This window comes from Streptomyces sp. MUSC 14, assembly GCF_001866675.1.
GTDB lineage: Bacteria > Actinomycetota > Actinomycetes > Streptomycetales > Streptomycetaceae > Streptomyces.
The window spans coordinates 63,379-85,330 of the sequence record NZ_MLYN01000046.1 but is presented as its reverse complement, the minus strand read 5'-3'; the positions used below and the strand labels follow the sequence as shown (position 1 = coordinate 85,330).

Annotated in this window: 25 protein-coding genes, 2 pseudogenes and 1 riboswitch; of the genes and pseudogenes, 16 read left to right on the top strand and 11 right to left on the bottom strand. The window is 71.2% G+C overall.

Features of this window, described 5'->3' with window-relative positions; all coding sequences use genetic code 11:
- Positions 1-21: 21 nt before the first annotated feature.
- Positions 22-1,221, bottom strand: a complete 1,200-nt coding sequence (locus tag BIV25_RS28175) for an MFS transporter (RefSeq protein WP_256256129.1) — start codon at positions 1,219-1,221, stop codon at positions 22-24.
- An 89-nt stretch (positions 1,222-1,310) separates the two neighbouring features.
- Here BIV25_RS28175 and BIV25_RS28170 point away from each other — a divergent pair, with 89 nt between their 5' ends.
- Positions 1,311-2,099 carry a DeoR/GlpR family DNA-binding transcription regulator gene (locus BIV25_RS28170; protein WP_071375249.1) on the top strand — a complete coding sequence of 263 codons (789 nt, stop codon included), beginning with the start codon at positions 1,311-1,313 and terminating at the stop codon, positions 2,097-2,099.
- Here the strand turns inward: BIV25_RS28170 and BIV25_RS54545 are convergent.
- A complete protein-coding gene (locus tag BIV25_RS54545) occupies positions 2,059-2,280 on the bottom strand; it encodes a hypothetical protein (protein ID WP_371273069.1) in 222 nt (73 codons plus the stop codon). The genes BIV25_RS28170 and BIV25_RS54545 overlap by 41 nt on opposite strands.
- Positions 2,281-2,607: 327 nt before the next feature.
- On the opposite strand from BIV25_RS54545, the pseudogene BIV25_RS28165 reads away from it, so the two are divergent.
- Positions 2,608-2,799: pseudogene (locus BIV25_RS28165) on the top strand (DNA-binding protein); the annotation flags it as partial.
- Between the two features lie 306 nt (positions 2,800-3,105).
- Here the strand turns inward: BIV25_RS28165 and BIV25_RS28160 are convergent.
- The 5 genes from BIV25_RS28160 to BIV25_RS28140 all read right to left on the bottom strand — a co-directional run bounded on the left by BIV25_RS28160 (position 3,106) and on the right by BIV25_RS28140 (position 6,415).
- Positions 3,106-3,393: an SCO5918 family protein gene (locus BIV25_RS28160; RefSeq protein ID WP_071375248.1), complete on the bottom strand. Its 288-nt coding sequence runs from the start codon at positions 3,391-3,393 to the stop codon at positions 3,106-3,108.
- A gap of 34 nt (positions 3,394-3,427) precedes the next feature.
- Positions 3,428-3,763 (bottom strand): CBS domain-containing protein, encoded by a 336-nt coding sequence (locus tag BIV25_RS28155; RefSeq protein ID WP_107486368.1) that lies wholly within the window; start codon positions 3,761-3,763, stop codon positions 3,428-3,430.
- A 151-nt stretch (positions 3,764-3,914) separates the two neighbouring features.
- A complete protein-coding gene (locus BIV25_RS28150) occupies positions 3,915-5,420 on the bottom strand; it encodes a DEAD/DEAH box helicase (protein ID WP_079176942.1) in 1,506 nt (501 codons plus the stop codon).
- 217 nt (positions 5,421-5,637) lie between these two features.
- On the bottom strand, positions 5,638-5,844 hold the full coding sequence (locus tag BIV25_RS28145) for a cold-shock protein (RefSeq protein ID WP_020943091.1): 207 nt from the start codon (positions 5,842-5,844) through the stop codon (positions 5,638-5,640).
- A 232-nt stretch (positions 5,845-6,076) separates the two neighbouring features.
- Complete coding sequence (locus BIV25_RS28140) at positions 6,077-6,415, bottom strand: MerR family transcriptional regulator (protein ID WP_071375245.1); 339 nt, start codon at positions 6,413-6,415, stop codon at positions 6,077-6,079.
- Between the two features lie 219 nt (positions 6,416-6,634).
- Here BIV25_RS28140 and BIV25_RS51340 point away from each other — a divergent pair, with 219 nt between their 5' ends.
- A complete protein-coding gene (locus BIV25_RS51340) occupies positions 6,635-6,778 on the top strand; it encodes a hypothetical protein (protein WP_177235438.1) in 144 nt (47 codons plus the stop codon).
- Between the two features lie 259 nt (positions 6,779-7,037).
- A pseudogene (locus BIV25_RS28135) lies at positions 7,038-7,311 on the top strand (VapC toxin family PIN domain ribonuclease); the annotation flags it as partial.
- 544 nt (positions 7,312-7,855) lie between these two features.
- Here BIV25_RS28135 and BIV25_RS28130 read toward each other — a convergent pair.
- Positions 7,856-8,965 (bottom strand): HoxN/HupN/NixA family nickel/cobalt transporter, encoded by a 1,110-nt coding sequence (locus BIV25_RS28130; protein WP_071375320.1) that lies wholly within the window; start codon positions 8,963-8,965, stop codon positions 7,856-7,858.
- Between the two features lie 26 nt (positions 8,966-8,991).
- Positions 8,992-9,181: riboswitch (cobalamin riboswitch) on the bottom strand.
- 80 nt (positions 9,182-9,261) lie between these two features.
- Between BIV25_RS28130 and BIV25_RS28125 the strand changes: the two genes are divergently transcribed.
- Positions 9,262-9,621, top strand: coding sequence for a helix-turn-helix transcriptional regulator (locus tag BIV25_RS28125; RefSeq protein ID WP_071375244.1), 360 nt, complete (start codon positions 9,262-9,264; stop codon positions 9,619-9,621).
- A gap of 70 nt (positions 9,622-9,691) precedes the next feature.
- Here the strand turns inward: BIV25_RS28125 and BIV25_RS28120 are convergent, their stop codons facing one another.
- Both BIV25_RS28120 and BIV25_RS28115 read right to left on the bottom strand, forming a co-directional pair.
- Positions 9,692-11,134, bottom strand: coding sequence for a PepSY domain-containing protein (locus tag BIV25_RS28120; RefSeq protein ID WP_079176932.1), 1,443 nt, complete (start codon positions 11,132-11,134; stop codon positions 9,692-9,694).
- Between the two features lie 187 nt (positions 11,135-11,321).
- Complete coding sequence (locus BIV25_RS28115) at positions 11,322-11,531, bottom strand: hypothetical protein (RefSeq protein ID WP_071375243.1); 210 nt, start codon at positions 11,529-11,531, stop codon at positions 11,322-11,324.
- 346 nt (positions 11,532-11,877) lie between these two features.
- Between BIV25_RS28115 and BIV25_RS28110 the strand changes: the two genes are divergently transcribed.
- The 10 genes from BIV25_RS28110 (at position 11,878) to BIV25_RS28065 (ending at position 21,252) form a co-directional block, all read left to right on the top strand.
- Complete coding sequence (locus tag BIV25_RS28110; protein WP_256256128.1) at positions 11,878-12,465, top strand: hypothetical protein; 588 nt, start codon at positions 11,878-11,880, stop codon at positions 12,463-12,465.
- Positions 12,466-12,505: 40 nt separating this feature from the next.
- A complete protein-coding gene (locus BIV25_RS28105) occupies positions 12,506-13,246 on the top strand; it encodes a YcnI family protein (RefSeq protein ID WP_071375242.1) in 741 nt (246 codons plus the stop codon).
- A 190-nt stretch (positions 13,247-13,436) separates the two neighbouring features.
- Positions 13,437-13,682 carry a hypothetical protein gene (locus tag BIV25_RS28100; RefSeq protein WP_071375241.1) on the top strand — a complete coding sequence of 82 codons (246 nt, stop codon included), beginning with the start codon at positions 13,437-13,439 and terminating at the stop codon, positions 13,680-13,682.
- Complete coding sequence (locus BIV25_RS28095; protein ID WP_071375240.1) at positions 13,682-15,955, top strand: cation-translocating P-type ATPase; 2,274 nt, start codon at positions 13,682-13,684, stop codon at positions 15,953-15,955. The genes BIV25_RS28100 and BIV25_RS28095 overlap by 1 nt, the downstream gene beginning before the upstream one ends.
- Positions 15,952-16,473, top strand: a complete 522-nt coding sequence (locus BIV25_RS28090; RefSeq protein ID WP_071375239.1) for a copper chaperone PCu(A)C — start codon at positions 15,952-15,954, stop codon at positions 16,471-16,473. Before BIV25_RS28095 ends, BIV25_RS28090 begins: the two co-directional genes overlap by 4 nt.
- A 170-nt stretch (positions 16,474-16,643) precedes the next feature.
- Positions 16,644-17,285, top strand: coding sequence for a hypothetical protein (locus tag BIV25_RS28085; RefSeq protein ID WP_079176931.1), 642 nt, complete (start codon positions 16,644-16,646; stop codon positions 17,283-17,285).
- A gap of 179 nt (positions 17,286-17,464) precedes the next feature.
- Entirely contained in the window at positions 17,465-18,079 is a 615-nt protein-coding gene (locus BIV25_RS28080; RefSeq protein WP_071375237.1) for a sigma-70 family RNA polymerase sigma factor, read from the top strand.
- A gap of 184 nt (positions 18,080-18,263) precedes the next feature.
- The gene (locus BIV25_RS28075; RefSeq protein WP_071375236.1) at positions 18,264-19,349 is read left to right on the top strand and encodes an ABC transporter substrate-binding protein; all 1,086 of its coding nucleotides are present in this window, start codon (positions 18,264-18,266) and stop codon (positions 19,347-19,349) included.
- A 2-nt stretch (positions 19,350-19,351) separates the two neighbouring features.
- A complete protein-coding gene (locus tag BIV25_RS28070) occupies positions 19,352-20,425 on the top strand; it encodes an iron ABC transporter permease (protein ID WP_107486363.1) in 1,074 nt (357 codons plus the stop codon).
- Complete coding sequence (locus BIV25_RS28065; RefSeq protein WP_071375235.1) at positions 20,422-21,252, top strand: ABC transporter ATP-binding protein; 831 nt, start codon at positions 20,422-20,424, stop codon at positions 21,250-21,252. The genes BIV25_RS28070 and BIV25_RS28065 overlap by 4 nt, the downstream gene beginning before the upstream one ends.
- A 54-nt stretch (positions 21,253-21,306) precedes the next feature.
- Here the strand turns inward: BIV25_RS28065 and BIV25_RS28060 are convergent, their stop codons facing one another.
- Positions 21,307-21,474 (bottom strand): heavy-metal-associated domain-containing protein, encoded by a 168-nt coding sequence (locus tag BIV25_RS28060; protein ID WP_071375234.1) that lies wholly within the window; start codon positions 21,472-21,474, stop codon positions 21,307-21,309.
- Positions 21,475-21,609: 135 nt separating this feature from the next.
- On the opposite strand from BIV25_RS28060, the gene BIV25_RS28055 reads away from it, so the two are divergent.
- A complete protein-coding gene (locus BIV25_RS28055; protein WP_071375233.1) occupies positions 21,610-21,903 on the top strand; it encodes a hypothetical protein in 294 nt (97 codons plus the stop codon).
- The last annotated feature ends 49 nt before the right edge of the window (positions 21,904-21,952 follow it).

The window sequence follows — 21,952 nt, the reverse complement described above, 5'->3', positions numbered from 1 at the left end:
CCTCCGGATCCCGAGAGGCGTTCAGCGGCTGCTCGCTGCCGCCTCGCGCGTGTGGTCGGATCCGGTACGCAGGATCCCGGCGGCCGCTGCGGTGATCGCACTCAGCAGGGTCAGCAGTACGAAGGCGTGGTTCAGGGCGACGAGGTGGGTCAGCCAGCCGATGACGGCGGGGCCGGCGAGCATGCCGACGTAGCCGAGCCCGGCGACGCGGGAGACGTTGGCCCCGGCAGCACAGGGGTCGGCGTGCCCGGCTGCACTGAACAACTGCGGGACACAGCCGGACAGCCCGAGACCGAACAGCGCCCAGCCCGCGAACGCGGCCCACATCCACGGGCAGAGGGCCACGAACGTGATGCCGACGGCGGCCGTGGTCCCGCCGTGGCGCAGGATGGCCATGGACCCGAACCGGGCGACGAGGCGGTCGGCGAGCAGTCGGCCGATCGTCATGGTCGCCGCGAAGGTGCCGTACGCGAAGGCGGCGGTGCTCGCGGATGCACCGAGGACGTCCTTCAGGTGCAGCGTGCTCCAGTCGTTGGCGGCTCCTTCGCACAGCATGACCATCAGAGCCAGGGTGGCGAGGAGCCGGATGCGCCCGCTGGTTCTGCGGCGCCCGGCGGCCGGCGCACGCTCGGCCTCCTCCACCGGGTCCGGGTCGGCGGCGGGTGCGGCCGGCAGCAGGGCACCCGCCGGTACCAGGGCGACCACGATGCCCAGGGCTCCCACCGCGGCCATGCCTGCGGCCGGGTTCAGGCCGACGCTCGCCGTGGCTGCTCCGAGGAGAGAGGCAAGGACACCGCCGACCGAGAACGTGGCGTGGAAGGCCGACATGACGGGACGGCCGTACGCCTTCTCCACGTGTACGGCGTGGGCGTTCATGCTCACGTCCAGGCAGCCGTTGCAGAACCCGAAGACCAGCAGGGCACCTGCCAGCGTCCACGGGTCCCGGGCAAGACCGGGCAGTGCAAGGGCCGCGCTGCACAGTACGCCGGTGGCGGGGACGACGATGCGCGCTCCGAGCCGGTCCGTCAGACGCCCGGCCGCCTGCATGCCGGTGAAGGCCCCCACGCCCAGCAGCACCAGCAGTCCCCCGAGCGTCGCGTGGCTGATGCCGACGCGCTCCTCGATACCGGGGATGTGCACCACCCAGGTGCCCATCGTGGTGCCGCACAGGATGAAGTAGACAAAGGTCGCCACTCGGGCGGATCGCAGCGGATCATTCATGGCCGCCACCGTAACGAACATCATTAATGGTTGAACACTGTCACTTCGCACACATTGATTGTTCGTTTCGAGGGGTGTTCAATCGCGGTATGAGCAACGCAGACCGACACGGGATGATCGTGCAGGCCGTCAGGGAGTCGGGAAGGACCACGGTCCTGGAACTCGCCGAACTGACCGGCGCGTCCGAGATGACGATCCGGCGCGACCTCGACGTGCTGGCCGCACAAGGCGTTCTCGAGCGCGTCCGTGGCGGGGCGCGCACCCTGCTGCTGCGGGGCGAGGAGCCGCCCTTCGCGCTACGTGCTCGCGAGGCCGTCGACGCCAAGCGCCGCATCGCGGCCGAGGTGTCCTCGCTCATCGCCGACGGCGAGACCGTCCTCCTCGACAGCGGCACCACCTGCCTGGAGATCGCCCACCTGCTGCGCCGGCGGCCGGTCACGGTGATGCCCCTGTCATTGCAGGCCATCCATGTACTCGGCGAGGGCCAGGGCCGGGCCACGCTGATGGTGCCCGGCGGGCAGCCTCGGGCCGCCGAGGGAGCCCTCACCGGCCCCCTCACCCTCGCTTCCCTGGCGGCACTGCGCTTCGACACTGCCGTCATGGGCTGCTGTGGTCTGAGCGCAGCCGAGGGGCTGACCGCCTACGACCTCGATGACGCAGCCGTGAAGAAGGCCGGCATCGCCTCCGCGCGCCGCGTCATCGTCGCAGCCGACGGCAGCAAGCTCGGCCACACCGCCTACGCGTACGTCGGCCCCTCCACACTCCTGCACACGCTCGTCACCGACACCACAGCACCCGCCGACGAGGTGACCGCGCTCGAAGGCACCGGCACCGTGGTCAAGGCCGTGGAGTATCTCCACGACTCCGGGTGTGGGTAGTTGGGGTGCAGGAAATCCCGGTGAGAACGATCTTGTTGGGATTCGCCTGCCTCGTAGGAGCTTCGAGCTGACGGGGGACGGCGTCGGCGCGCAGGGTGCCCGGGGAGACTCCGAGGAGTTCGGCGACCATGTTGACGAGGTCCTGAAGGCTGCGGCCGTAGCGGTCGGGCGAGGGGACCACGAGGATGTCGCCCGGGTCGAGGAAGGCGTGGCACTCCTTACAGTTCCGGGCGGAGCGCGTTCTTGCCGGACCTCTTGTCTTCGGGGACGGTCATGACCCCGGATCATGTCGGAAAAGGGGGGCGAGGTTGTTGAACGAGAACAGACAGTGACCAGCGCGGCGCTGCCGTGGCCACGGAGAATCACATACCGAGGGATCAGGGTGCCTTTCTTGGCCCGACGCTGATGCGTTCTCAGGCCGCAAGGTCGAGTAGCGAGGTGGCGTCCTGGCTTGACCGGCAGTGATCGGAAGCGGCGGTGCCGGCGCAGCCGGCTCGGCGAGGTGCCCCAGACGGTTGCGCGGTCCGCCGCTTCGCTGCTGCGGGCTGCGGGGCTGCACGGCCACAAGTACGCGATCGATGCCATGCTGTGTGCGACCGCCCTGCAGCATCCCGGCCGGGTGACGATCCTGACCTCCGGTGCCGAGGACATCGGTCTGCTCACCGCCGGGCATCCACGCGTGCTGGCCGAGAAGGTATGAGGAGCAGCGCCGCGTCACCAGCCGGCGCGGTCGGCGATCTGCCGCCGCGGACTGCAAGCTGCGCGTGCACATGCGCAGCGCTGTGGGTGTGACTCGGACAGGCCGCACCGGTTGTCGCCGGGCAGCCTGGTGGCGACAACCGGGCGGAGCGGGCCATACCGGTCTCGTGCGGCTTGCGGCTCATTGCCGAACCGCCGGCCCCTCCGGGACGCGGTTCGCGCGTCCGGTCCGCTCACAGGCCGGGTGCCACATCCTTGGTCCTCCAACCCGCGAATGGCGCATGACCTGCCGTCGCCCCGGAAAGCATCACCAACCGAGTGCGTCCTCGTCGGCTCGCGCGTCCCAGCCCGGTGTGACCGGGCGCGCGTCGTGGCAGGTGAAACCGAGGCGGGTCAGTGCGCGGCGCATCTCGACCGAGGTGAAGTCGCGGCGGTTCTGTCTGGTGATCACTTCCCCGACCTGCATCACGGGGTAGACGCGGCGTTCGATCGTGACGCACACGCCGATGGCGGGTTCGGGCGTGATGCCGCTCATCGACTGCTCGACCTCGAACTTGGTCAGGTCGAAGGGGAACCGGGCGATGACACAACGCATGGATGCCTCCACAGGGCGGTCAGGGAGTGATGGCTCAGGACGTGAGGGCGAGGATGCCCAGGGCGTAGCCGTGTTCGTCGATCACGGGGGACACGTCCAGGGTCCGGTCCCGCATGGCGGCCTCCGCCTCGTCGAGTGCGGCGCCGGACGAGGTGAACGGTCCGCGGTCGAGCGGGATGTCCCGCAGCCGGGTCCGGTCGATGTACCACGAGCCACCGCGGTGCGCGGCGAGCTGGGCCCGGGTGACCAGTCCCGCGCACCGCCCGTCCTCGTCCCGGAGGAGCAGGTGCGGGACTCGGGCACCGATGAGCACGGACAGGGCGACGTCGACCGTCATGTGGTCGTCGACCTGGGGCCCCGGAGCGTGCATGGCGTCGCGGGCGGTCAGACCGATGCCGTCGGTACTGCCGGCCTGCTGTGTCCGGGACGGATACTGCGTCAAGGGCTTCTCCTCTTCGTCGGGGCGGGCGGGACGGGCGACGGATCTGCCTGACTGCTGGGAGTGCGTCCCCGTACGGGGGCTACGGGGTGTTCCCCCGGGCGGAGCGACGGGTGCGGGCGGCGGCCCGGCCGCTCCCGCCGTGGCCGGCGGCCCGCCCCCTGCGATTCCGGCCGGCGGATCCCTTGCCCTCGCGCCCGCCCTCGGTTCGTCCGTCGACCGGCGCGGTGAGGGTGACGGGCACGCCGGAGGGGGTCCGGGCGCCGGTGATGCGCTGCAGTTCGGCCTCGCCGGGACGGATCCGAGCGGTGCCCGGATCGATACCGGCGTCGGCCATCAGACGGTCCACGGCGCGGCGCTGGTGCGGCAGGACGAGGGTGACGACGGTGCCGGACTCGCCGGCGCGTGCCGTACGGCCGCCGCGGTGCAGGTAGTCCTTGTGGTCGCCGGGAGGGTCGACGTTCACGACGAGGTCGAGGCCCGCGACGTGGATGCCGCGGGCGGCGACGTTGGTGGCCACCAGGGCCGTGACATGGCCGTCCTTGAACTGGGCGAGCGTCCGGTTGCGTTGCTGCTGGGACTTGCCGCCGTGGAGGGCCGATGCGCGCACTCCGACGGACAGCAGGTGCGTGGCAAGCCGGTCCACCGCGTGCTTGGTGTCCAGGAACATGATCACGCGCCCGTCGCGGGCGGCGATCTCGGTCGCGGCGGTGTCCTTGTCGGCATCGCGCACGTGCAGCAGATGGTGCTCCATGGTGGTGACCGCTCCCGCGGACGGGTCGACCGAGTGCACGACGGGGTCGTGGAGGTACCGGCGCACCAGGAGGTCGATGTTGCGGTCCAGAGTGGCCGAGAACAGCAACCGCTGGCCGCGGGCGGGGACTTGGCCGAGCAGCTCGGTCACCTGCGGCATGAAGCCCATGTCGGCCATCTGGTCGGCCTCGTCCAGGACGGTGACGGCGACCTGGTCCAGCCGGCAGGCTCCTCGCTCGATGAGGTCCTTGAGACGGCCGGGCGTGGCGACGACGACCTCGGCGCCGCCGCGCAGCGCACTCGCCTGCCGGCCGATCGACATGCCGCCCACCACGGTGGCGAGCCGCAGGCGCAGGGCGCGGGCGTACGGGGTGAGCGCGTCGGTGACCTGCTGGGCGAGTTCCCGGGTGGGGACGAGGACGAGGGCGAGCGGCTGTTTGGGCTGGGCCCGCTGCCCGTCGAGGCGGGCCAGTACCGGCAGGCCGAAGGCGAGCGTCTTGCCCGAGCCCGTCCGGCCCCGGCCCAGGACGTCCCGGCCCGCCAGCGCGTTCGGCAGGGTGGCGGCCTGGATCGGGAAGGGAACGGTCACGCCCTCGGTGCGGAGTGCGGCCAGCAGCCGTGCGGGCATGTCCAGTTCGGCGAACGTCTCGACCGCGGGGAGCGGCTCGGTGAGGGTGACCGGCAGGGCGAACTCCTGTCGGCGTGCGGTGGGGCGTGTTCGTTGACCGCTCTTGCGCCGGGGGCCCGGACCGGAATTTCGACGGTGCGGTTCCTGCGCCCGGAATCGGCTGGAACTGCTGGAGCTACTGGAACGAACGGAACGGGTGCGGTCCACCACGGGGCCTTCCTCGATGCGGCACGTATCGAGGAATTCCTTGAGGAGGAATCACAGGACTGAGCCGAGTGAAATCCGAAGACCCTGGGTTGACGTTCCTTACGTTCCTTACGGCCTTGCGGGAGTAGAAAAAAATGGACTGGGGCCCGCACCCCAAGAGTGCGGGCCCCAGTCGCATGATGCGCGAACCAGTGGCTCGCGACGGTTCGCGTCAGCGTCAGGCGGGAACGATGTTCTCGGCCTGCGGGCCCTTCTGGCCCTGCGTGACGTCGAAGCTAACCTTCTGGCCTTCCTGAAGCTCGCGGAAGCCACCGTTGCTGATGATGTTCGAGTAGTGGGCGAACACGTCAGCGCCGCCACCCTCCTGCTCGATGAAGCCGAAGCCCTTTTCCGCGTTGAACCACTTCACGGTGCCAGATGCCATATTGAATCTCCCTTGGAGGGGCAGTGTCGGACTCCGCACTTTGCGGAGCCGAGTCGCCGCGATGATCACACCTCCGGAAAGATCCCGGAAAGCTCTGCAAAGAAAAAATCTCTGGCAACCAAAACCGCAACAGCTATCACGTTAACACAGGGCGGGTGGCGGCAGTCATGAGTTTTCGGACCGGCCCGGTAATTGTCATCCCGCTGGAGTGTGTATTTCTGTATCGGCGGGACTAGGTATCCGCACCGGGCTCGTCCAGTTTCCGGCGCATTTCCCGGTTCAGCCGGAGGGCGTCGTCGAGCTGGTCCTCCAGGGTGATGATGCGGCACGCGGCCTCGACGGGGGTGCCCTGGTCGACCAGTTCCCGGGCGCGGGCGGCGATGCGCAACTGGCGGCGGGAATACCGTCGGTGGCCGCCCTCCGAACGCAGCGGGGTGATCAGCCCGGCTTCGCCGACGGCCCGGAGGAAGGCGGGGGTGGTGCCGAGAACATCGGCGGCCCGCCCCATGGTGTAGGCGGGATAGTTGTCGTCGTCGAGGTTGCCGGCGACAGGGGTGTTCTCAGCGGGCATGGCACCTTCGTTTCGGGGGCGCGGCGGGGGACCCGGGTGTGCGTGGCACCCGTGCTGCGAAGGATTCGGCGCCATCCGCCTTCGCGTCATCCGCCTCGTGCGACAACCCTAACTCCGGCGGGCACGGACATGTGGTCTCGCCGTGGCAGATATCCCCTCTCCAGCCGGCGTACTCAGCTCGCGAAGTCGCGCTGCTCCGCTGTCAGCCCAGCTGCGGACATGAGCGATACGGCGGCCCGTTGCCTGCTCCGCCGAGCCGCCGCCGGGCGGCTCTTCGTCGTCTCCGGGATCGTCGTCCCGCCCCGCGTGCGCCGGGTGCACCCGGACCGTGCCTGGAACCTGGCCCGGCGCCTGCAGGGGTGACTGCTCGCCGACCACGGCGCCGCACTCGTCGTCACGCTGGTGGACGCCCGGGACCACAGGGCGGTTGAGACGTTGCGGTCCTGGGGGTGGCGGAGCGCCGGGGACGACATCCTTACGACCCTGCCGCCCGGCCCGTTCCGCGTTCTGGTGCCGGCTCCGGGGAGGTGAGCACCGTACTCGTCGCTTCGGCTTCGGCTTCGGCTTCGGTTTCGGGCAGGCGCAGGGCGAGGAGGGCGATGTCGTCGGTGCTGCCGGGGGAGCTACGCGTGAACTCGGACGGGGCAAGTCGCCCTCGGCGCGATCGACGACCTCCGGCGCCGGATGAGTCGGCGGCGCGTCGCCATGCCGGAGATCACGGACGTCTGGGCGCCGCGCAGTTCGTCTGTGTCCGATACGGCGATCGTGACCTGGACCTCGCCGCCGGCTACGACACCGATGCGGTCCTCACCCTCGACGAGCGCGACTTCCGGGCCGTGCGCCCGATGGGCCGCTGCAAGGCGTTCCGGGTACTGCTCGACGGTCTGCCGCTCTGACGCGAACGTTCGGGCGCTGAAGTCGCAGCCGTAGAAGGGACTTGGGCAGCCGAAGCCTTCAGGCGGAGCGGCACGTGACTCGGCTTGACCGAGGGAACGGCAGGCTGAGGGCTCGGATGCGTGAACGCACGCTGTGGAGGCTGCGAAACCGCAGGCCAGAGGCGCGTGTCGGCAAACGCGATCGGTGCCTGCGTGGTGCCCGTGCCCTTCCCGTGCCCGATCTTCGTGTGCTCGACGGGTCGGCGTCCGGGTGGATTCTCCGGCAATAGAGAAACCCCAGGCCGCTGACCTGGGGTTTCTCTCTGGAGCGGGTGACGAGAATCGAACTTGCGCTCTCAGCTTGGGAAGCGGCGGCGCTTGAGTGGCGACACCGCTCCTGACCTGGGGATACGCTGCCTGGGCGGCAGTCTGGAGGGCTGGTTTCGCACCGCTGTTCACCGCGGTTGCCCGGTCTTATGGGCACGCTTTGGGCACGACCCCGCACGGGGATGTCGGCCGGGGATGCGGCTGGTCTGATGGCGGCTACCGGCGGTACGGCGTGCCGTCAGCCGGTGTCTGCGGTGCGGGTGCTCCAGCGTTCCTCGACCTTGGCCAGGCGCCAGTAGCCGATGGCGAAGGCCCAGACCACCACGAACAGGCCGACGATGACGTAGCCGACGTTGTCGAGGTTCAGTCCGGCGATCCAGCCGGTGATGCCATCGCTCAGCCCGAGCTTGTCGTGCAGGACGCCGACCAGTTCGATGGTGCCGACGAAGAAGGCGACGGCGATGGACAGGCCGGTGATGGTGAGGTTGTAGAACACCTTGCGGACGGGGTTGGAGAAGGCCCACTGGTAGGCGAAGTTCATGAAGGTGCCGTCGAGGGTGTCGAAGAGGCTCATGCCGGCGGCGAAGAGGAGGGGCAGGCAGAGGATCGCGTACCAGGGGAGGCCGGCGGCGGCGCCGTTGCCGGCCAGGGCGAGCAGCAGGACCTCGGTGGTGGTGTCGAAGCCGATGCCGAAGAGGAAGCCGAGCGGGAACATCTGGCCGGGGCGCCGGATGGACTTGGTGAGGCGGCCGAGAATGCGGTTCATGAAACCGCGCGAGTCGAGGTGGGCCTCCAGCTCCGTCTCGTCGTAGTGCCCGGCCCGCATCGCTTTGAAGACGCGGGCGATGCCGACCAGGGCGACGAGGTTGAGGGCGGCGATGAGGTACAGGAAGCCGCCGGAGACCGTGGTGCCCACGGTGCCGAGTACCTGGTGGGTGCGGGAGCCGTCGTTCATCAGGGTGCCCGCGAGCTTCGCGCCGCCCGCGACCAGCGCCGCCATGACGACCACCACGCTGGAGTGGCCGAGCGCGAACCAGAAGCCCACCGACACCGGCCGTTTGCCGTCGGCCATCAGCTTGCGGGTGGTGTTGTCGATGGCGGCGATGTGGTCGGCGTCGAACGCGTGCCGCATGCCGAGGGTGTAGGCCGTGATGCCGAGGCCCACCCCGAACGCCTTGGTGCCGACCTCGTAGTGGCGTGGCACCACGAGCAGGAAGAGGATCCCGAAGGCGACCACGTGCAGGGCGACGATAACGGCCAGGAGGCCGGCGGTTCGGACGGTGTCCTCGCGTCGCCAGCGGAAGGAAGGCGAGGCGGCGGTTTCGGGCACGCCTGGGGACAGGGTCATACGGTCACGCTCCAGCACCTCGTGGATCAGCTTCGTGCTGCCGTGGCCGGTCTCCTGGCTGACGGGTCTGCGCGCCCGCCCCTGCCTTCCCGGCCGCGAGGCAGTGGCAATGCATGGGGCGGGAACTCCCCGATCACAGTGGCGAGGGCCGCTCCGGACTGAGCCCCTGAGGGGCTGTCACCGGTCTTCCCGAACACCACGGCCCGCTCACCCTAGAAGGCCGGAACCCGAGGCTGCAAGACTGCATAGATGAGCAGGTATTGAGGCGGGATTTCGCGGACTGCGATGATGGGTCCATGCATCTCGTCCCCGCGGAACGCGCCGGGCAGCGCACCATCGACGGCCATCGGGTCTGCGACGCCATCGCCGCCGTCGGCGAACCCGAACGCGTACGCGCCTGGGCCGACCGCTTCTCCCTGCTCTCCGATCCCGGACGCCTGGCCCTGCTGCTCGCCCTCCACGAGGCCGGCCCCATCGCCGTCTCCGACCTCGCCGTTGCCACCGGCATGAAGGACACGGCCGTGTCCCAGGCCCTGCGCCTGCTGCGAACCGCAGGCATCGTCCACGGCGAGAAGGACGGCCGAATCGTGCGCTACCGGCTCGTCGAGGGCCCGATGGCCGCGTTGCTCGAACACTGCGTGTCCCAGGAAGCATGACCAGATCCGCGGCCGCACGCGATCGCGGCAAGCGTCGCGCGACGCTCCCGCGCAGGCGCGGCCGACCGGTTCAGGCGTGTGCGTGCCCGGTACGACGGCGTGCGAACCAGCCGAGGACGATGTCCACCGCGAGGAAGCCGCCGAGCGGGATCCCGAGCAGCGGGACGTAGTAGCCGACGACGGCGACCACCGCGACGCAGGGCACCAGCACGTACACCGGCACCTGCCGCCAGGCACTGCGGGGGATCGGGCGGCCGAAGGCGGAGCCGCGGCCGCGCTGCCACCACATGCGGTAGCCCCAGAGGATGAGGAGGATCAACGCCAGGGCGAGGCCTGCCAGCGCGATCTGGTTCACGAGGCCGAACAGTGTGCCCGTGTGGGCGTCGATGCCCCACCGGGTCAGCTTGGCGAGCAGCGGGTAGTCGGAGAAGCGCAGGACGTCGGTGACCTTGCCGGTGGCCGGGTCGACGGCGATCGAGTCCTGCTTCTCCGGCCAGCTGCGCTGGATCTGCCGTACGACGTAGGCGGAGGAGGAGTCCGTGGGCGGCACGATCTCGACCGGGTCGGACAGGCCCTCGGCGCGGGCCGTCTTCAGGACGGCGTCGAGACCCACGTCGGACCGTGCGCCGGAGTGCGAGCCCATGTCCATGCCGTTCATGTCCATGCCCGCCATGGAGCCGTGCCCCTCGTGCCCGGTGCTCACGGTCGCGGTGACGGACGGCGTGGACTGGCCGAGGGCCTGGCGAAGGTCGCCGATGTTCGCTCCGGCGTAGGTGGACCAGGTCAGGCCGGTCGCCGACAGGAAGAACAGGCCGCCGGCCGCCCACACGCCCACGGTGCCGTGCAGGGTCAGGGAGCGCCGCCGTCCCGTGGTGCCGCGCACCGTGCGGCGGGCGCGGCGTCGGCCGAACCACAGCACCAGTCCGCCGCCCGTGATCACCCACAGCCAGCTGGCGGCGAACTCGCTGTACAGGCGGCCGGTGTCGCCCAGGTGCAGGTCGCGGTGGAGCATGTCGATCCAGGTGCGCAGCGGCAGGGCGCCGGTGGAGCCGTACTGCTCCAGGGCGCCGCGCACCTTGCCGGTGTAAGGGTCCACGAACACGGCGAGTGTGTGGTCGGCGGCTACGCCCTTGACGCCGGACAGCAGTACGCGTGTGGTCGCGTCCGGCTGCGGTGACGGCCGCACGGCGGAGATGGTGCCCTCGGGGTGGGCCTTGCGGGCGGCGGCCACCTGCTGGGAGATCGGCAGCTCGTGGCCGCCGACCGGGACGGTCAGTTCGTGGGCGTACACGATCTTCTCGGCCTGGAACGAGCCCGCGTACAGCAGCCCGGTGACCGCCGCGACGAGCAGGAACGGCGCGACGAACACGCCCGCGTAGAAGTGCAGACGCAGCACCAGCGGGCGCAGCGCGCGAAGAGCCGAGGGAGTTGCGGTCGAAGCAGGGTCCAGGGCCGGCTCACCGGCATCGCCGGCCGTGCGGGGTGGAGCGGTGGGGGGCGGTTCGACGGACATGGGGGCTGCTCCTGCGGCGTACGGGTGTCACGTCAGCTGTCGGCTGAGTGGAACGGTGAGTTCCGCGCCGCTGGTGTGATGTGGAACACCCGGTCGGTCGCGAGGGTCGGGCGGCCCGGCGTCGTGCAGCGACTGGAACAGGGAGTCGCCTGTGCGGACCGCCTTCGCGGTGCCCTGCGGCGGTCGGTCAGGCGATGCCGTCCAGCTTGCCCTCCTTGGCGTTGGCGACGATCGATGAGAACTGGTCGGCGCTCATCTGTATCCGCTGGCCGAAGTCGTCGGTCAGCACGATGCGGCGGCCGGTCGGGGCGGCCGGGTCGACGAACAGCTGGGGACAGCCGCAGTCGCACTCGCCGCAGAACGTGGCGACGGGTTCCAGTCCGCTGGTGTCGGTCATGCCGATCCACCTCCGTGTCATGGGGTTTGCGGCACTCCGGTGTCCGGACGGAACGATGGAACGGACGGGCCGGTGGCCGCGGGGGACTGTCCCGGGGATACCCGGCGCGGATGCGGCGGACGCGCGACCCCGTCGTATGCAGGGGGCGCGGAGACGGCGGGTGTGCGCCCGTGCTCCTCGGAGTGCTGCCGGTGCTTCGATTTCGCCAGGGTGGCTGGGAACTGAACGGCATTCGCGTCCGACTCGTAAGGAGGGAGCAGGTCGGCGAGGTGTGAGTCCGTGGGCGGTGATGCGTGTGCCTGGGCCGGGGGAGAGATCCTTTGGACGCGTGGCAGCATCAGGTGCTGTGAGTGTGTCCCTGACGGTGCGGAGCGTGCGCGCGGCGGTGTTCGCCGTGCTGTGCGTGCTGCTCGCTGCCGGAGGGCATGCCATGACCACGGGCATGGCGCCGTCGGTGTGGGTGCAGGCCGCTGGGTTCGTGCCGGTCTTCGCGGCCGGCTGTCTGCTGGGTGGCCGTGAGCGATCGCTGGCCGCCATCGGCACGGGGACCCTGGCCTCCCAGGGCGGGCTGCACCTTGTCTTCCACGCCGCCGAGCCCCGTCACGCCGCGATGGTCATGCACGGCATGCGGATGGTCCAGTCGCCCCATGCACTGACACCGCACGCCACCGCCGCGCATGCCGGGGCGGCTCTGCTGCTGACCTGGTGGCTGCGGCGCGGTGAGGCCGCGTTGTGGTCGCTGCTGCGGTGGGCGGTCGCGTTCGTGCCGGGTCTTGCCGCCTGGTGGCAGCTGGCCGGCGGGGTGCGGAGCGCACCGACCGGGCCAGGGCCGGTGCGTCGGCCCGCCGGTGAGCCGTGGGCGTTGCGGCAGGTACGGCTGAGGTACGCCGTTCACCGACGGGGGCCGCCGAAGGGGATGTCGTACGCGATCTGACCCCCGACATCCCTTCTTCCGTACGGAGATCCCTCACCTCATGTCCAGGACCCGCACCACCCTGCGCCGTGCCGGCGCCGTCACGGCCCTGACCGCCGCCGGACTTCTCGCCGCCGCGGGCGTGGCCTCGGCGCACGTCACCGTCCACCCCGACAGCTACGCCAAGGGCGCCACCGACGGCGTGCTGACCTTCCGCGTCCCCAACGAGGAGGACAACGCCTCCACCACCAAGGTCCAGGTCTTCCTGCCCACCGACCACCCCGTCCTCGGCGTGCTGGTCCACCCCCAGGACGGCTGGACCGCCCAGGTCACCAACACCAAGCTCAAGACGCCCGTCAAGACCGACGACGGCACCATCACCGACGCCGCCTCCGAGATCACCTTCACCGGCGGCAAGATCGCGCCGGGCCAGTACGAGGACTTCAACGTCGCCTTCGGCCAACTGCCCGACGACACCGGCCAGCTGGCCTTCAAGACACTCCAGACGTACTCCGACGGCAAGATCGTCCGCTGGATCGAGGAGGCCCAGGGCGGCCAGGAGCCGGAGAACCCGGCACCCGTGCTCAAGCTCACCGCCAAGGGCACCGAGGACGGTGGCGGCACCTCGACCGCCTCGCCGGCGAGTTCGAAGGGCTCGGACAACACCAAGTCGACCGCGTCGGCCAGTGACTCGACCGCCCGCGGTCTCGGCATCGCCGGGCTGGTCGTCGGGGTGCTGGGCCTCGCGGCGGCGGGCTTTGCCGTCGTGCGCGGCCGTTCCGCCGGTTCCCGGGCGGAATAGCACACTTGCCCTGCCGACGGTAGCCGTCGGCAGGGCAGCGTTCCGTCGCCGTGGCCTTCGGGCACAGTTGTCCCTTACGTGACGCGGACCACAACGTCGCTCCGGAACTCGACCCTCGGCGGCCCCGACTCCTGATGCAGTACGGCGCGATCCGACCGACGCCGTACGACGTGATCTGGAGACGCGGTTGATGGACGAGTCCCGGCAAATCTCCTCCGGCGCGGGTGCGGTGTTGCGGAAGCTCGTGCCTCCGCCCGCCCTGTGCGGATTCCTTCTCCTGCTGGCGCTGGTGTTCGCGGTGTCGTACGCCGTCGGCGCCGCCGCCGGGCCCGTCGCGCCCGGTATGCACGGTACCGGCACGAGCCGGGGGGACGGCGAGCCCGGCGGGGGCGGCGGCACGGACGGCATGGGGGACATGCACGGGGGTGGCCACTGATGGGCGGGGAACCGGTGGCCGTCGACCGGGTGACGACCGACCTGACCGTCGGCGGCATGACCTGCGCGGCCTGTGTGAGGCGTGTCGAGAAGAAGCTCGGCAAGCTGGACGGGGTCACGGCGACCGTCAATCTGGCCACCGGGCGGGCGCGGGTGAGCCACCCGCCGCGGATCAGCCCCGAGGAACTCGTCGCCGCTGTCGAGAAGGCCGGCTACACGGCTGCCCTGCCCGAACCGCCCGAGCAGCCCGAGACCCGCGAGGGCAAGGACGCGGGTGGGTCCGGGGAAGCTCGCCAGGAGCGGGACCGGCTGCTGATCACCGCGCTGCTCGCGGTGCCCGTGCTCGTGCTGTCGATGGTGCCCGCGCTGCAGTTCCGTAACTGGCAGTGGCTGTGCTTCGCGCTGGCCGCGCCGGTCGCGGTGTGGGGTGCGTCGCCCTTCCATGTGCGTGCGGCGCGTGGGCTCCGGCATGCGGCGGCGACCATGGACACCCTGGTGTCGCTGGGTGTGGTGGCGTCCTTCTCCTGGTCCACCTACGCGCTCTTCCTCGGCGGCGCAGGGGAGCCCGGCATGCGGATGCCTTTCACTCTGGTGCCCTCGGCTTCGGACGGCGCGGCGCACCTCTATCTCGAAGCGGCCGTCGGTGTGCCGCTGTTCGTCCTGGCGGGGCGGTTCCTGGAGGCGCGGGCCAGGCGCGGGACCGGGGCCGCGCTCAGCTCACTGGCCCAACTGGCCGCCAAAGAGGTGACGATCCGCGAAGGCGACGACGAACGGCTCGTTCCCATCGAGCGGTTGAGGCCGGGGCAGGTCTTCGTCGTACGGCCGGGGCAGCGCGTGGCCACCGACGGGCAGGTGGCGGAGGGCAGTTCCGCAGTGGATCTGTCCCTGGTCACCGGGGAGAGCGAGCCCGTCGAGGTCGGGCCGGGTTCGGCGGTGGTCGGCGGTGCCGTCAACGCCGGCGGGCTGCTTCTGGTGAGGGCCACGACCGTCGGTGCCGACACCCGGCTCGCCCGGATCACCCGGCTGGTGACCGAGGCCCAGGCAGGCAAGGCGCGGGCCCAGCGGCTGGCCGACACGGTGGCAGGCGTCTTCGTCCCCGTCGTGCTGACGCTGGCCGTCACCTGTCTCGGCTTCTGGCTCGGTGCCGGGGCCGACCCGCAGGCCGCCCTCACCGCGTGCGTGGCCGTGCTCGTCGTGGCCTGCCCGTGCGCGCTCGGCCTGGCCACGCCGACCGCGCTGATGGCCGCGACCGGCCGCGGTGCCCAACTGGGCGTCCTGGTCAGCGGACCCCAGGCGCTGGAGGGGCTCCAGCACATCGACACGGTCGTCCTGGACAAGACCGGCACGCTCACCTCCGGTCACATGACCGTCGCCCGGGTCACCTCCGTACCGGGCGGGCTCGGCAGGGAAGCGGTGCTGCGGCTGGCCGGTGCCGTCGAGCACGGCTCGGAGCATCCCCTGGGCCGGGCGATCGCTTCCTGCGCCCGGCGGGAACTCCCCGAGGGGCCGCTGCCGGACGTGAGTGAGTTCGCCGCCGTGCCGGGGCGGGGCGTGCGCGGTCTGGTCGAGGGCCGGCCGGCGGAAGTCCTCGCCCCGGACGGCGAGTTGCCCACCGCCCTGGCAGACGCGTTGTCGGCGGCCGAGGCCGCCGCCCACACGCCCGTCCTGGTCCGGGTGGACGGTGTGGCCGAGGCCCTGATCGAGGTCGGGGACGTGGTACGGCCCGGCAGCTACCGGGCCGTGGACCGGCTGCGGCGCCTCGGCGTGCGGCCGGTGCTCGCCACCGGTGACCGTGCGGCACCCGCGCAGGCCGTGGCCGCAGACCTGGGCATCGACGAGGTGCACGCCCGCTGCACCCCCGAGGCCAAGGCCGACCTCGTACGGGACCTGCAGGAGCAGGGCTACCGCGTCGCGGTCATCGGCGACGGAGTGAACGACGCCGCAGCCCTGGCCGGCGCCGACCTGGGCATCGCCATGGGCAGCGGCACGGACGTGGCCATCGGGGCAGCCGACGTGACGTTGGTACGCGGGGACATCGAGGCGTTGACGGACGCGGTCCGGCTCGCCCGGCGCACGCTGGGCACGATCCGGGCCAACCTCGTCTGGGCCTTCGGCTACAACGTCGTGACCGTGCCGCTCGCCATGGTCGGCCTGCTCGATCCCATGCTCGCCGCGGCGGCGATGTCGGTGAGTTCGCTGCTGGTCGTGGGCAACAGCCTGCGGCTGCGCGCCTGGCAGCCCTCGCCCGCTCCCGCCCGGAGGCGTACCCGATGACCGAGCAGAACCTCTGGCGACCCACTCGCCGTCGGCTGACCGACACCCTCCTCGCCGCGCTCGCGCCCGTGGCCGCGTGCAGCCTCGCCCTGGGAGGGCTGACGACCTGGGCCGGGGCCGGGAAGGCGGGCAGCCCGCCCCGGATCACCGTCTCGAACGGACGGGTCCTCCTGCCGTACGGGGACAGCACGGACACCGCGGCGCTCTTCGACATCGCCAACGTCGGCGGCGCGGACGACCGGCTGGTGAACGTGACGTCCACCGCCACGCGCGGCCGGATCACCCTCAGCGGGCACCGCATGCTGGGCGGCCGGGCCGCCTACAAGGCGGACGTGACCTCGGCCGGCGTCCCTGCGGGCGGCGTGCTGTCCATGTCGCCGCGCGGTGTGGACGTGACGCTGCGGGCCGGGGCCGGCTGGCGGGCGGGTGACCTCGTGCCGTTCACGCTGCACTTCGAGCGCAGCACGCCGGTCGAGACGATCGTGGTCGTGATGCGCCCGAGCGGCGCCGGTCGGTGATCGCCCGCCCTGGGGGCGGAGGAGTCCTCTCCTAGAGGTCGGGGCAAAGTGTCGTCGAGTTCCAGCCGATTGACGTGGGCTGGATCACGCCTCGCGGATTGAGTACGGTCCCCCGTGGATGTCCGTACCCACGCATGACGACCGAAGCCCGGATGCGAGGATGAGGCGCCATGACAGCAGGGTGGTGTGCTCGCGCGACACGGGCCGCGGTGTTCGCGGCCATGTGCGTGCTGCTCGCTGCCCTGGGCCACGTCCTGATGTCCGGTGCCGACGTGCCCGCGTGGGCGCTGGCCGCCGGCGCGGCCGTGACCGGTGCCGTGGGCTGGTGCCTGGCGGGGCGTGAGCGCGGTCTGCCGTTGATCGTGTCGGTCGTGGTCGCCGCCCAGACGGTGCTGCACGAGGCGTTCTCCTACGCCCAGTCGACATCCGGCACGTCCGACGGCTCCTCCTCCATGGGCCTGTGCGGCATGGGCTCCATGCATATGGACCACACGGGCATGAGCCCCATGGATCACATGGGGCATTCCATGGACGGCGGTTCGTCGTCGTTCGGCATGCTCGCCGCCCACCTGCTCGCCGCGGTGCTGAGCGGCCTGTGGCTGGCGTACGGCGAGAAGGCCGCCTTCCGTATCCTGCGGGCGACGGCCGGATGGCTGGCGGCGCCGCTGCGGTTGCTGCTCGCCCTGCCCGATACCCCCGATCGCCCCCACGTCCACCTGCGGCGCCGCCGCTCGGACCGGTCGCCGCGTCTCCTCCTTCTCGTCCACGCGATCACTTCTCGGGGTCCGCCCGTGGGAACGGCTGTCGTCTGAAGACAGCTGGTTTCCCGAGGCTGCCCGGCTGCCCGTGTGTGCCTCGGGCCACGGCCGTACGACCGCACAGGCGCTGTAGCGCCACAGCGACGCCGTAGGGCCGTTTCTCCCACTTTCACCGGACCGCGCGCTGTGGCGTGCCCTGGTCCGGATCATGGTTGACCCGAGAAGGACACCAGGTGATTACCTCTGCCCTGCCCACCTCGCGCACCCGGAGTGACACCCCGGCAGCGCTCGACGAATCGATCACCGCATGGGCGCTGGCCGCCCGCGGCGGTGACACGGACGCGGTCGAACAGTTCGTGGGCGCCCTGCACCGGGACGTCCAGCGCTACGTCGCCCATCTGTGCGGCGATCCCCAGGCTGTGGACGACCTGGCGCAGGACACGTTCCTGCGCGCGCTCGGCAGCCTGCACCGCTTCGAGGGGCGTTCCTCGGCCCGGGCCTGGCTGTTGTCCATCGCCCGCCGCGCGGTGATCGACAGCTACCGGCACGCCGCCGCCCGGCCCCGGCTGGCGCACTTGCCGGACTGGCAGCTGGCCGCCGAACTGGCCCAGCCGTGCGACCTGCCCGGCTTCGACGACGGCATCGCCCTGCTCGATCTGCTGGCGTCGCTTCCCGACGACCGTCGGGAAGCGTTCACTCTCACGCAGCTGCTCGGCCTGCCGTATGCGGAGGCCGCCGAGGTGAGCGACTGCCCGATCGGCACGGTCCGCTCCCGCGTGGCCCGCGCCCGCGCAACGCTGATGGACTTGCTGGACGAGGCGGATCAGCCCGCTGCGCTGGCGGCCTGACGTTCCGGGAGGGTGCCGGTGCCGACTGGAAGAACGGCACCGGCACCCTCGCCGCCTGAACACCGGGAGCGGTTCACCTGAACCGGATCGCCAACCGGCCGGGAACTCGGAGCGCCTTCGCTCCGACTACTGGAGCGGGTGGCGCAGGCTCGCCCGTGTACCGAGTGGATCCGGGAGTTGTTCGATGCGTTCTCGTTCTCGTGTGTGGGGCGGTACCACGGCCGTCGTGCTCGGCGGCTTGCTGCTGGCGGGCTGCGGCGGCGGGGGGAAGGACACGGCGGACGGGAACGCGGGGCAGGCCGGGAAGGCGGCTTCCGGCGGCTACCCGGTGTCCGTCACCGACTGCACGGGCGCCAGGACCACCTTCTCCGGCGCCCCGAAGAGAATCGTCACCAGCAACGCCTCCAGCCTGGAGCTGCTGCTCCGCCTCGGCGCCGGCGACCACGTGATCGGCACCGGTTTCCCGCCCGGCAAGGGCACGCTGCCCGGCACCCTCGACGCGCAGGCGCAGAAGGTCAAGGCGCTCAGCCAGACCGTGATCCCGAAGGAGAAGCTGCTCGGCTCCGGCGCCGACCTCTACATCGACACCTTCGCCTCCATGGGAAGCATGGGAGGCGGAGGGATGGGAGACGCGCCGACGGCGGAGGAGTTCAAGGCGGCCGGGATCAAGCACATCTACCTGAAGTCCACCGCCTGCGCTGCCCGGAGCAAGAGCCCGGTGACCGATCTGTCAGCTGTCGAGGCCGACATCACCTCCCTCGGCGCGGTCACCGGCACGAGCGCTCAGGCGCAGAAACTCGTCGCCGGGATGAAGGAGAAGGCGGCCGCCGTCCAGAAAGCGGTCAGCGGTACGGCGCAGAGCAACCGGCCGACCTACTTCTTCTTCGACTACGACGCCGGCACCAAGCAGCCCTCCGTCACCTGCAACCGCCAGATCGCCAACGCCGTGATCACCCTGGCCGGAGCCCGCAACGTCTTCGCCGACTGCGACGGCGACTACAAGCAGGTCGGCTGGGAGGACGTCATCGCCAAGAACCCCGACTGGATCCAGCTCGGCGTCCGCAACCGCGGCAGCGAGGCGGCGAACAAGAAGGCGTTCGACGAGGCCGAGCAGTGGCTGAAGTCGAACCCCGCCACCAAGGGCCTGAAGGCGGTCAAGGAGGGCCACTTCCTGCGCATCGGCTCCGAGCAGACCACCATCGCGGGAGTCGAGAACGCCGACACGGTCGAGGCCATCGCCAAGATCCTCTACCCGGGCAAGGTCGCCTGATCGTGGCCTTCACCCTGGTGCGCCGGAAAGCCGCGACTGCGGAGGAGCGTGGCAGCCTGCCCGCCGGTCCGCTGGCGGTGGTTCTGGCCGTGGCGCTGCTGGCCGCGCTGACGGCCGCCGTGGCCTGGGGCTCGACGTCGATCCCGCCCGGCGAGGTGTGGAGCGTGGTGTGGCGGAGGCTGTCCGGCGAGGCTCAGCGCCCCGGCACGGACGACCTCATCGTCTGGCAGCTCCGATTTCCCCGTGCCCTGCTCGCCGCCCTCGTCGGCGCCGGCCTCGGGCTCGTCGGTACGGCCGTCCAGGCGCTGGTGCGCAACCCGCTGGCCGACCCCTACCTGCTGGGCATCTCCAACGGCGCCTCCCTCGGCGCGGTCGCCGCGATCGTCCTCGGCCTCGGCGCGGGCGGCGCACTGGGTCTGGGGCTGTCCGGGGCGGCTTTTGCCGGCGCGCTGGCGACGTTCGCGCTGGTATGGGCGGTGGCACGCAGAGGTGGGGGCTTCGCGCCGCTGCGGCTGGTGCTGGCCGGGGTCGCGATCGGCCAGTTCCTGTCCGGGTTCACCAGCTACCTGGTGTTGCAGGCCGGGGACGAGCAGCAGACCCACAGCGTCCTGTTCTGGCTCATGGGCAGCCTCAGCGGAGCGACGTGGGAACTGCTCGCGGTACCCGCCGTCGCCGTACCCGCCGCGCTGCTGTGGCTCCAGGCACGCGCCCGGGGCCTGAACGCTCTGCTGATGGGCGACGAGACGGCCGCCGGACTCGGCGTCGACGTCACCCGGCTGCGCCGCGAGCTGTTCACCGTCACCAGTGTGCTGACCGGTGTCCTGGTGGCGGTCTCCGGCGCGATCGCGTTCGTCGCGTTGATGGTGCCGCATGTGTGCCGCCTGGTCGTGGGGGGTGACCACCGACGCCTCCTGCCCATCTCCGCGTTGTTCGGCGCTCTGCTGCTGGTCGTGGTCGACATCGTGTGCCGTACGGCGATGGACACGCAGGAGCTGCCGGTGGGCGTGGTCACCTCGCTGCTCGGGGCACCGGCCCTGCTGTACCTGCTGGACCGGCGTCTGGGGAGCGGTAGTTGAGGATCGACATCGAGGACCTGCACGTCGCCTACGCCGGCCGTACGGTGGTCGCGGGCGCCCGTCTTGTCGCCGCCGAGGGCGAGATCACCGGCTTGGTCGGCCCGAACGGCAGCGGCAAGTCCACGCTCCTGCGCACCGTCTACCGGCACCTGAAGCCCGCCGCCGGGCGGGTCCTGCTGGCCGGCACCGACCTGCGGGAGATGACCCCGCTCCAGTCGGCGCGGCACGTGGCGGCCCTGCCGCAGGAGCGCGGGAGCGACTTCGAGTTGAGTGTCCGCGAGGTCGTCGCGATGGGCCGTACGCCCTACAAGCGGGCCTTCGCGGGGGACGACGCCACCGACCGGGACATCGTCACGCGGGCCCTCGCCGACGTCGGCATGGCGGAGGCGGCCGGACGCCGCTTCACGGCCCTGTCCGGCGGGGAGCGCCAACGCGTCCTGCTGGCAAGAGCGTTCGCCCAGAACCCGGACATCCTGGTGCTGGACGAACCGACCAACCACCTCGACATCCGCCACCAGGTCGACCTGCTCGCCCTCCTGCGTGCCCAGCGCCGTACGACCCTGGTGTCGCTGCACGACCTGAATGCCGCGGCTTCCATCTGCGACCGCCTCCACGTCCTGCACGACGGAGCGGTCGTCGCCTCCGGCCCGCCGCGAGAAGTCCTCACGCCCGCGCTGATGGCGGAGGTGTTCGGGGTACGGGCGGCGGTCGTCGACCATCCCCTGACCGGTGACCCGCTCATCGCCTTCGACCACCGGACGCCGGCGGACGAGGCGCCGACGGCTGTGCCGCTAAAGACGCCCACCCGGGGGCGAACGGGCGGATGAACGGGCTCGGGCAGGGCGACGGCCGCGTCCTGCCCGCTCGGCCGTATGCCGGGATCAGGCGGCGATCGAGTCGGCGGTGCCGTACCCGGCCTCGACGATCGCCGCGCGCAGCCGCTCGTCTTCAAGGTCCGTGCCGTGCACGGTGACGGTGTTGGCGGCGAGGTCGACCACGACCTTGCTCACTCCGGGTACCTCGGAGACCTCTTCCCTGAGCGCCGTCACCTCAGCAGTCGGCTGAGCGGAGCCCGGAGTTCCGCCGTGGGCACGCCGATTCGACGTCCGGCGGGAGGGAAGGAACCCTCCGCGGCACGCACCGGGCAGCAGGCGTGTCCAGCGCTGTGGGGGGAGGGCGGTCGGATGGCGCGGCTCCGGCGCGACGTGCACGGCGGTTCCCACGCGGTATGGCCTTGGGATCCTGAGCCCAGGACGATCCGGCGCGGCTGGGCGCGGATCAACCGGGGGTCCTGGCCGCTGCTCGCGGCCACCGTGGCCGTTCTCGTGGCCGGGTACGGCTGGCTGGGATCCGTCGTCGACGGAGCGTTCGGCGCGGCTGTCGGCTGTGCCGCCGGGCTGGTCCTCTGCGCGCTGCTGTACCTGCTGGTGGAGTCGGCCGTGTCGGGCAAGCCGGCACGAGGCGGCCGCCGCGGCTGACCGGCGCGGGCAGTTTCAGCCTGCCCGCCATGATTTTTTGGACGCGTTC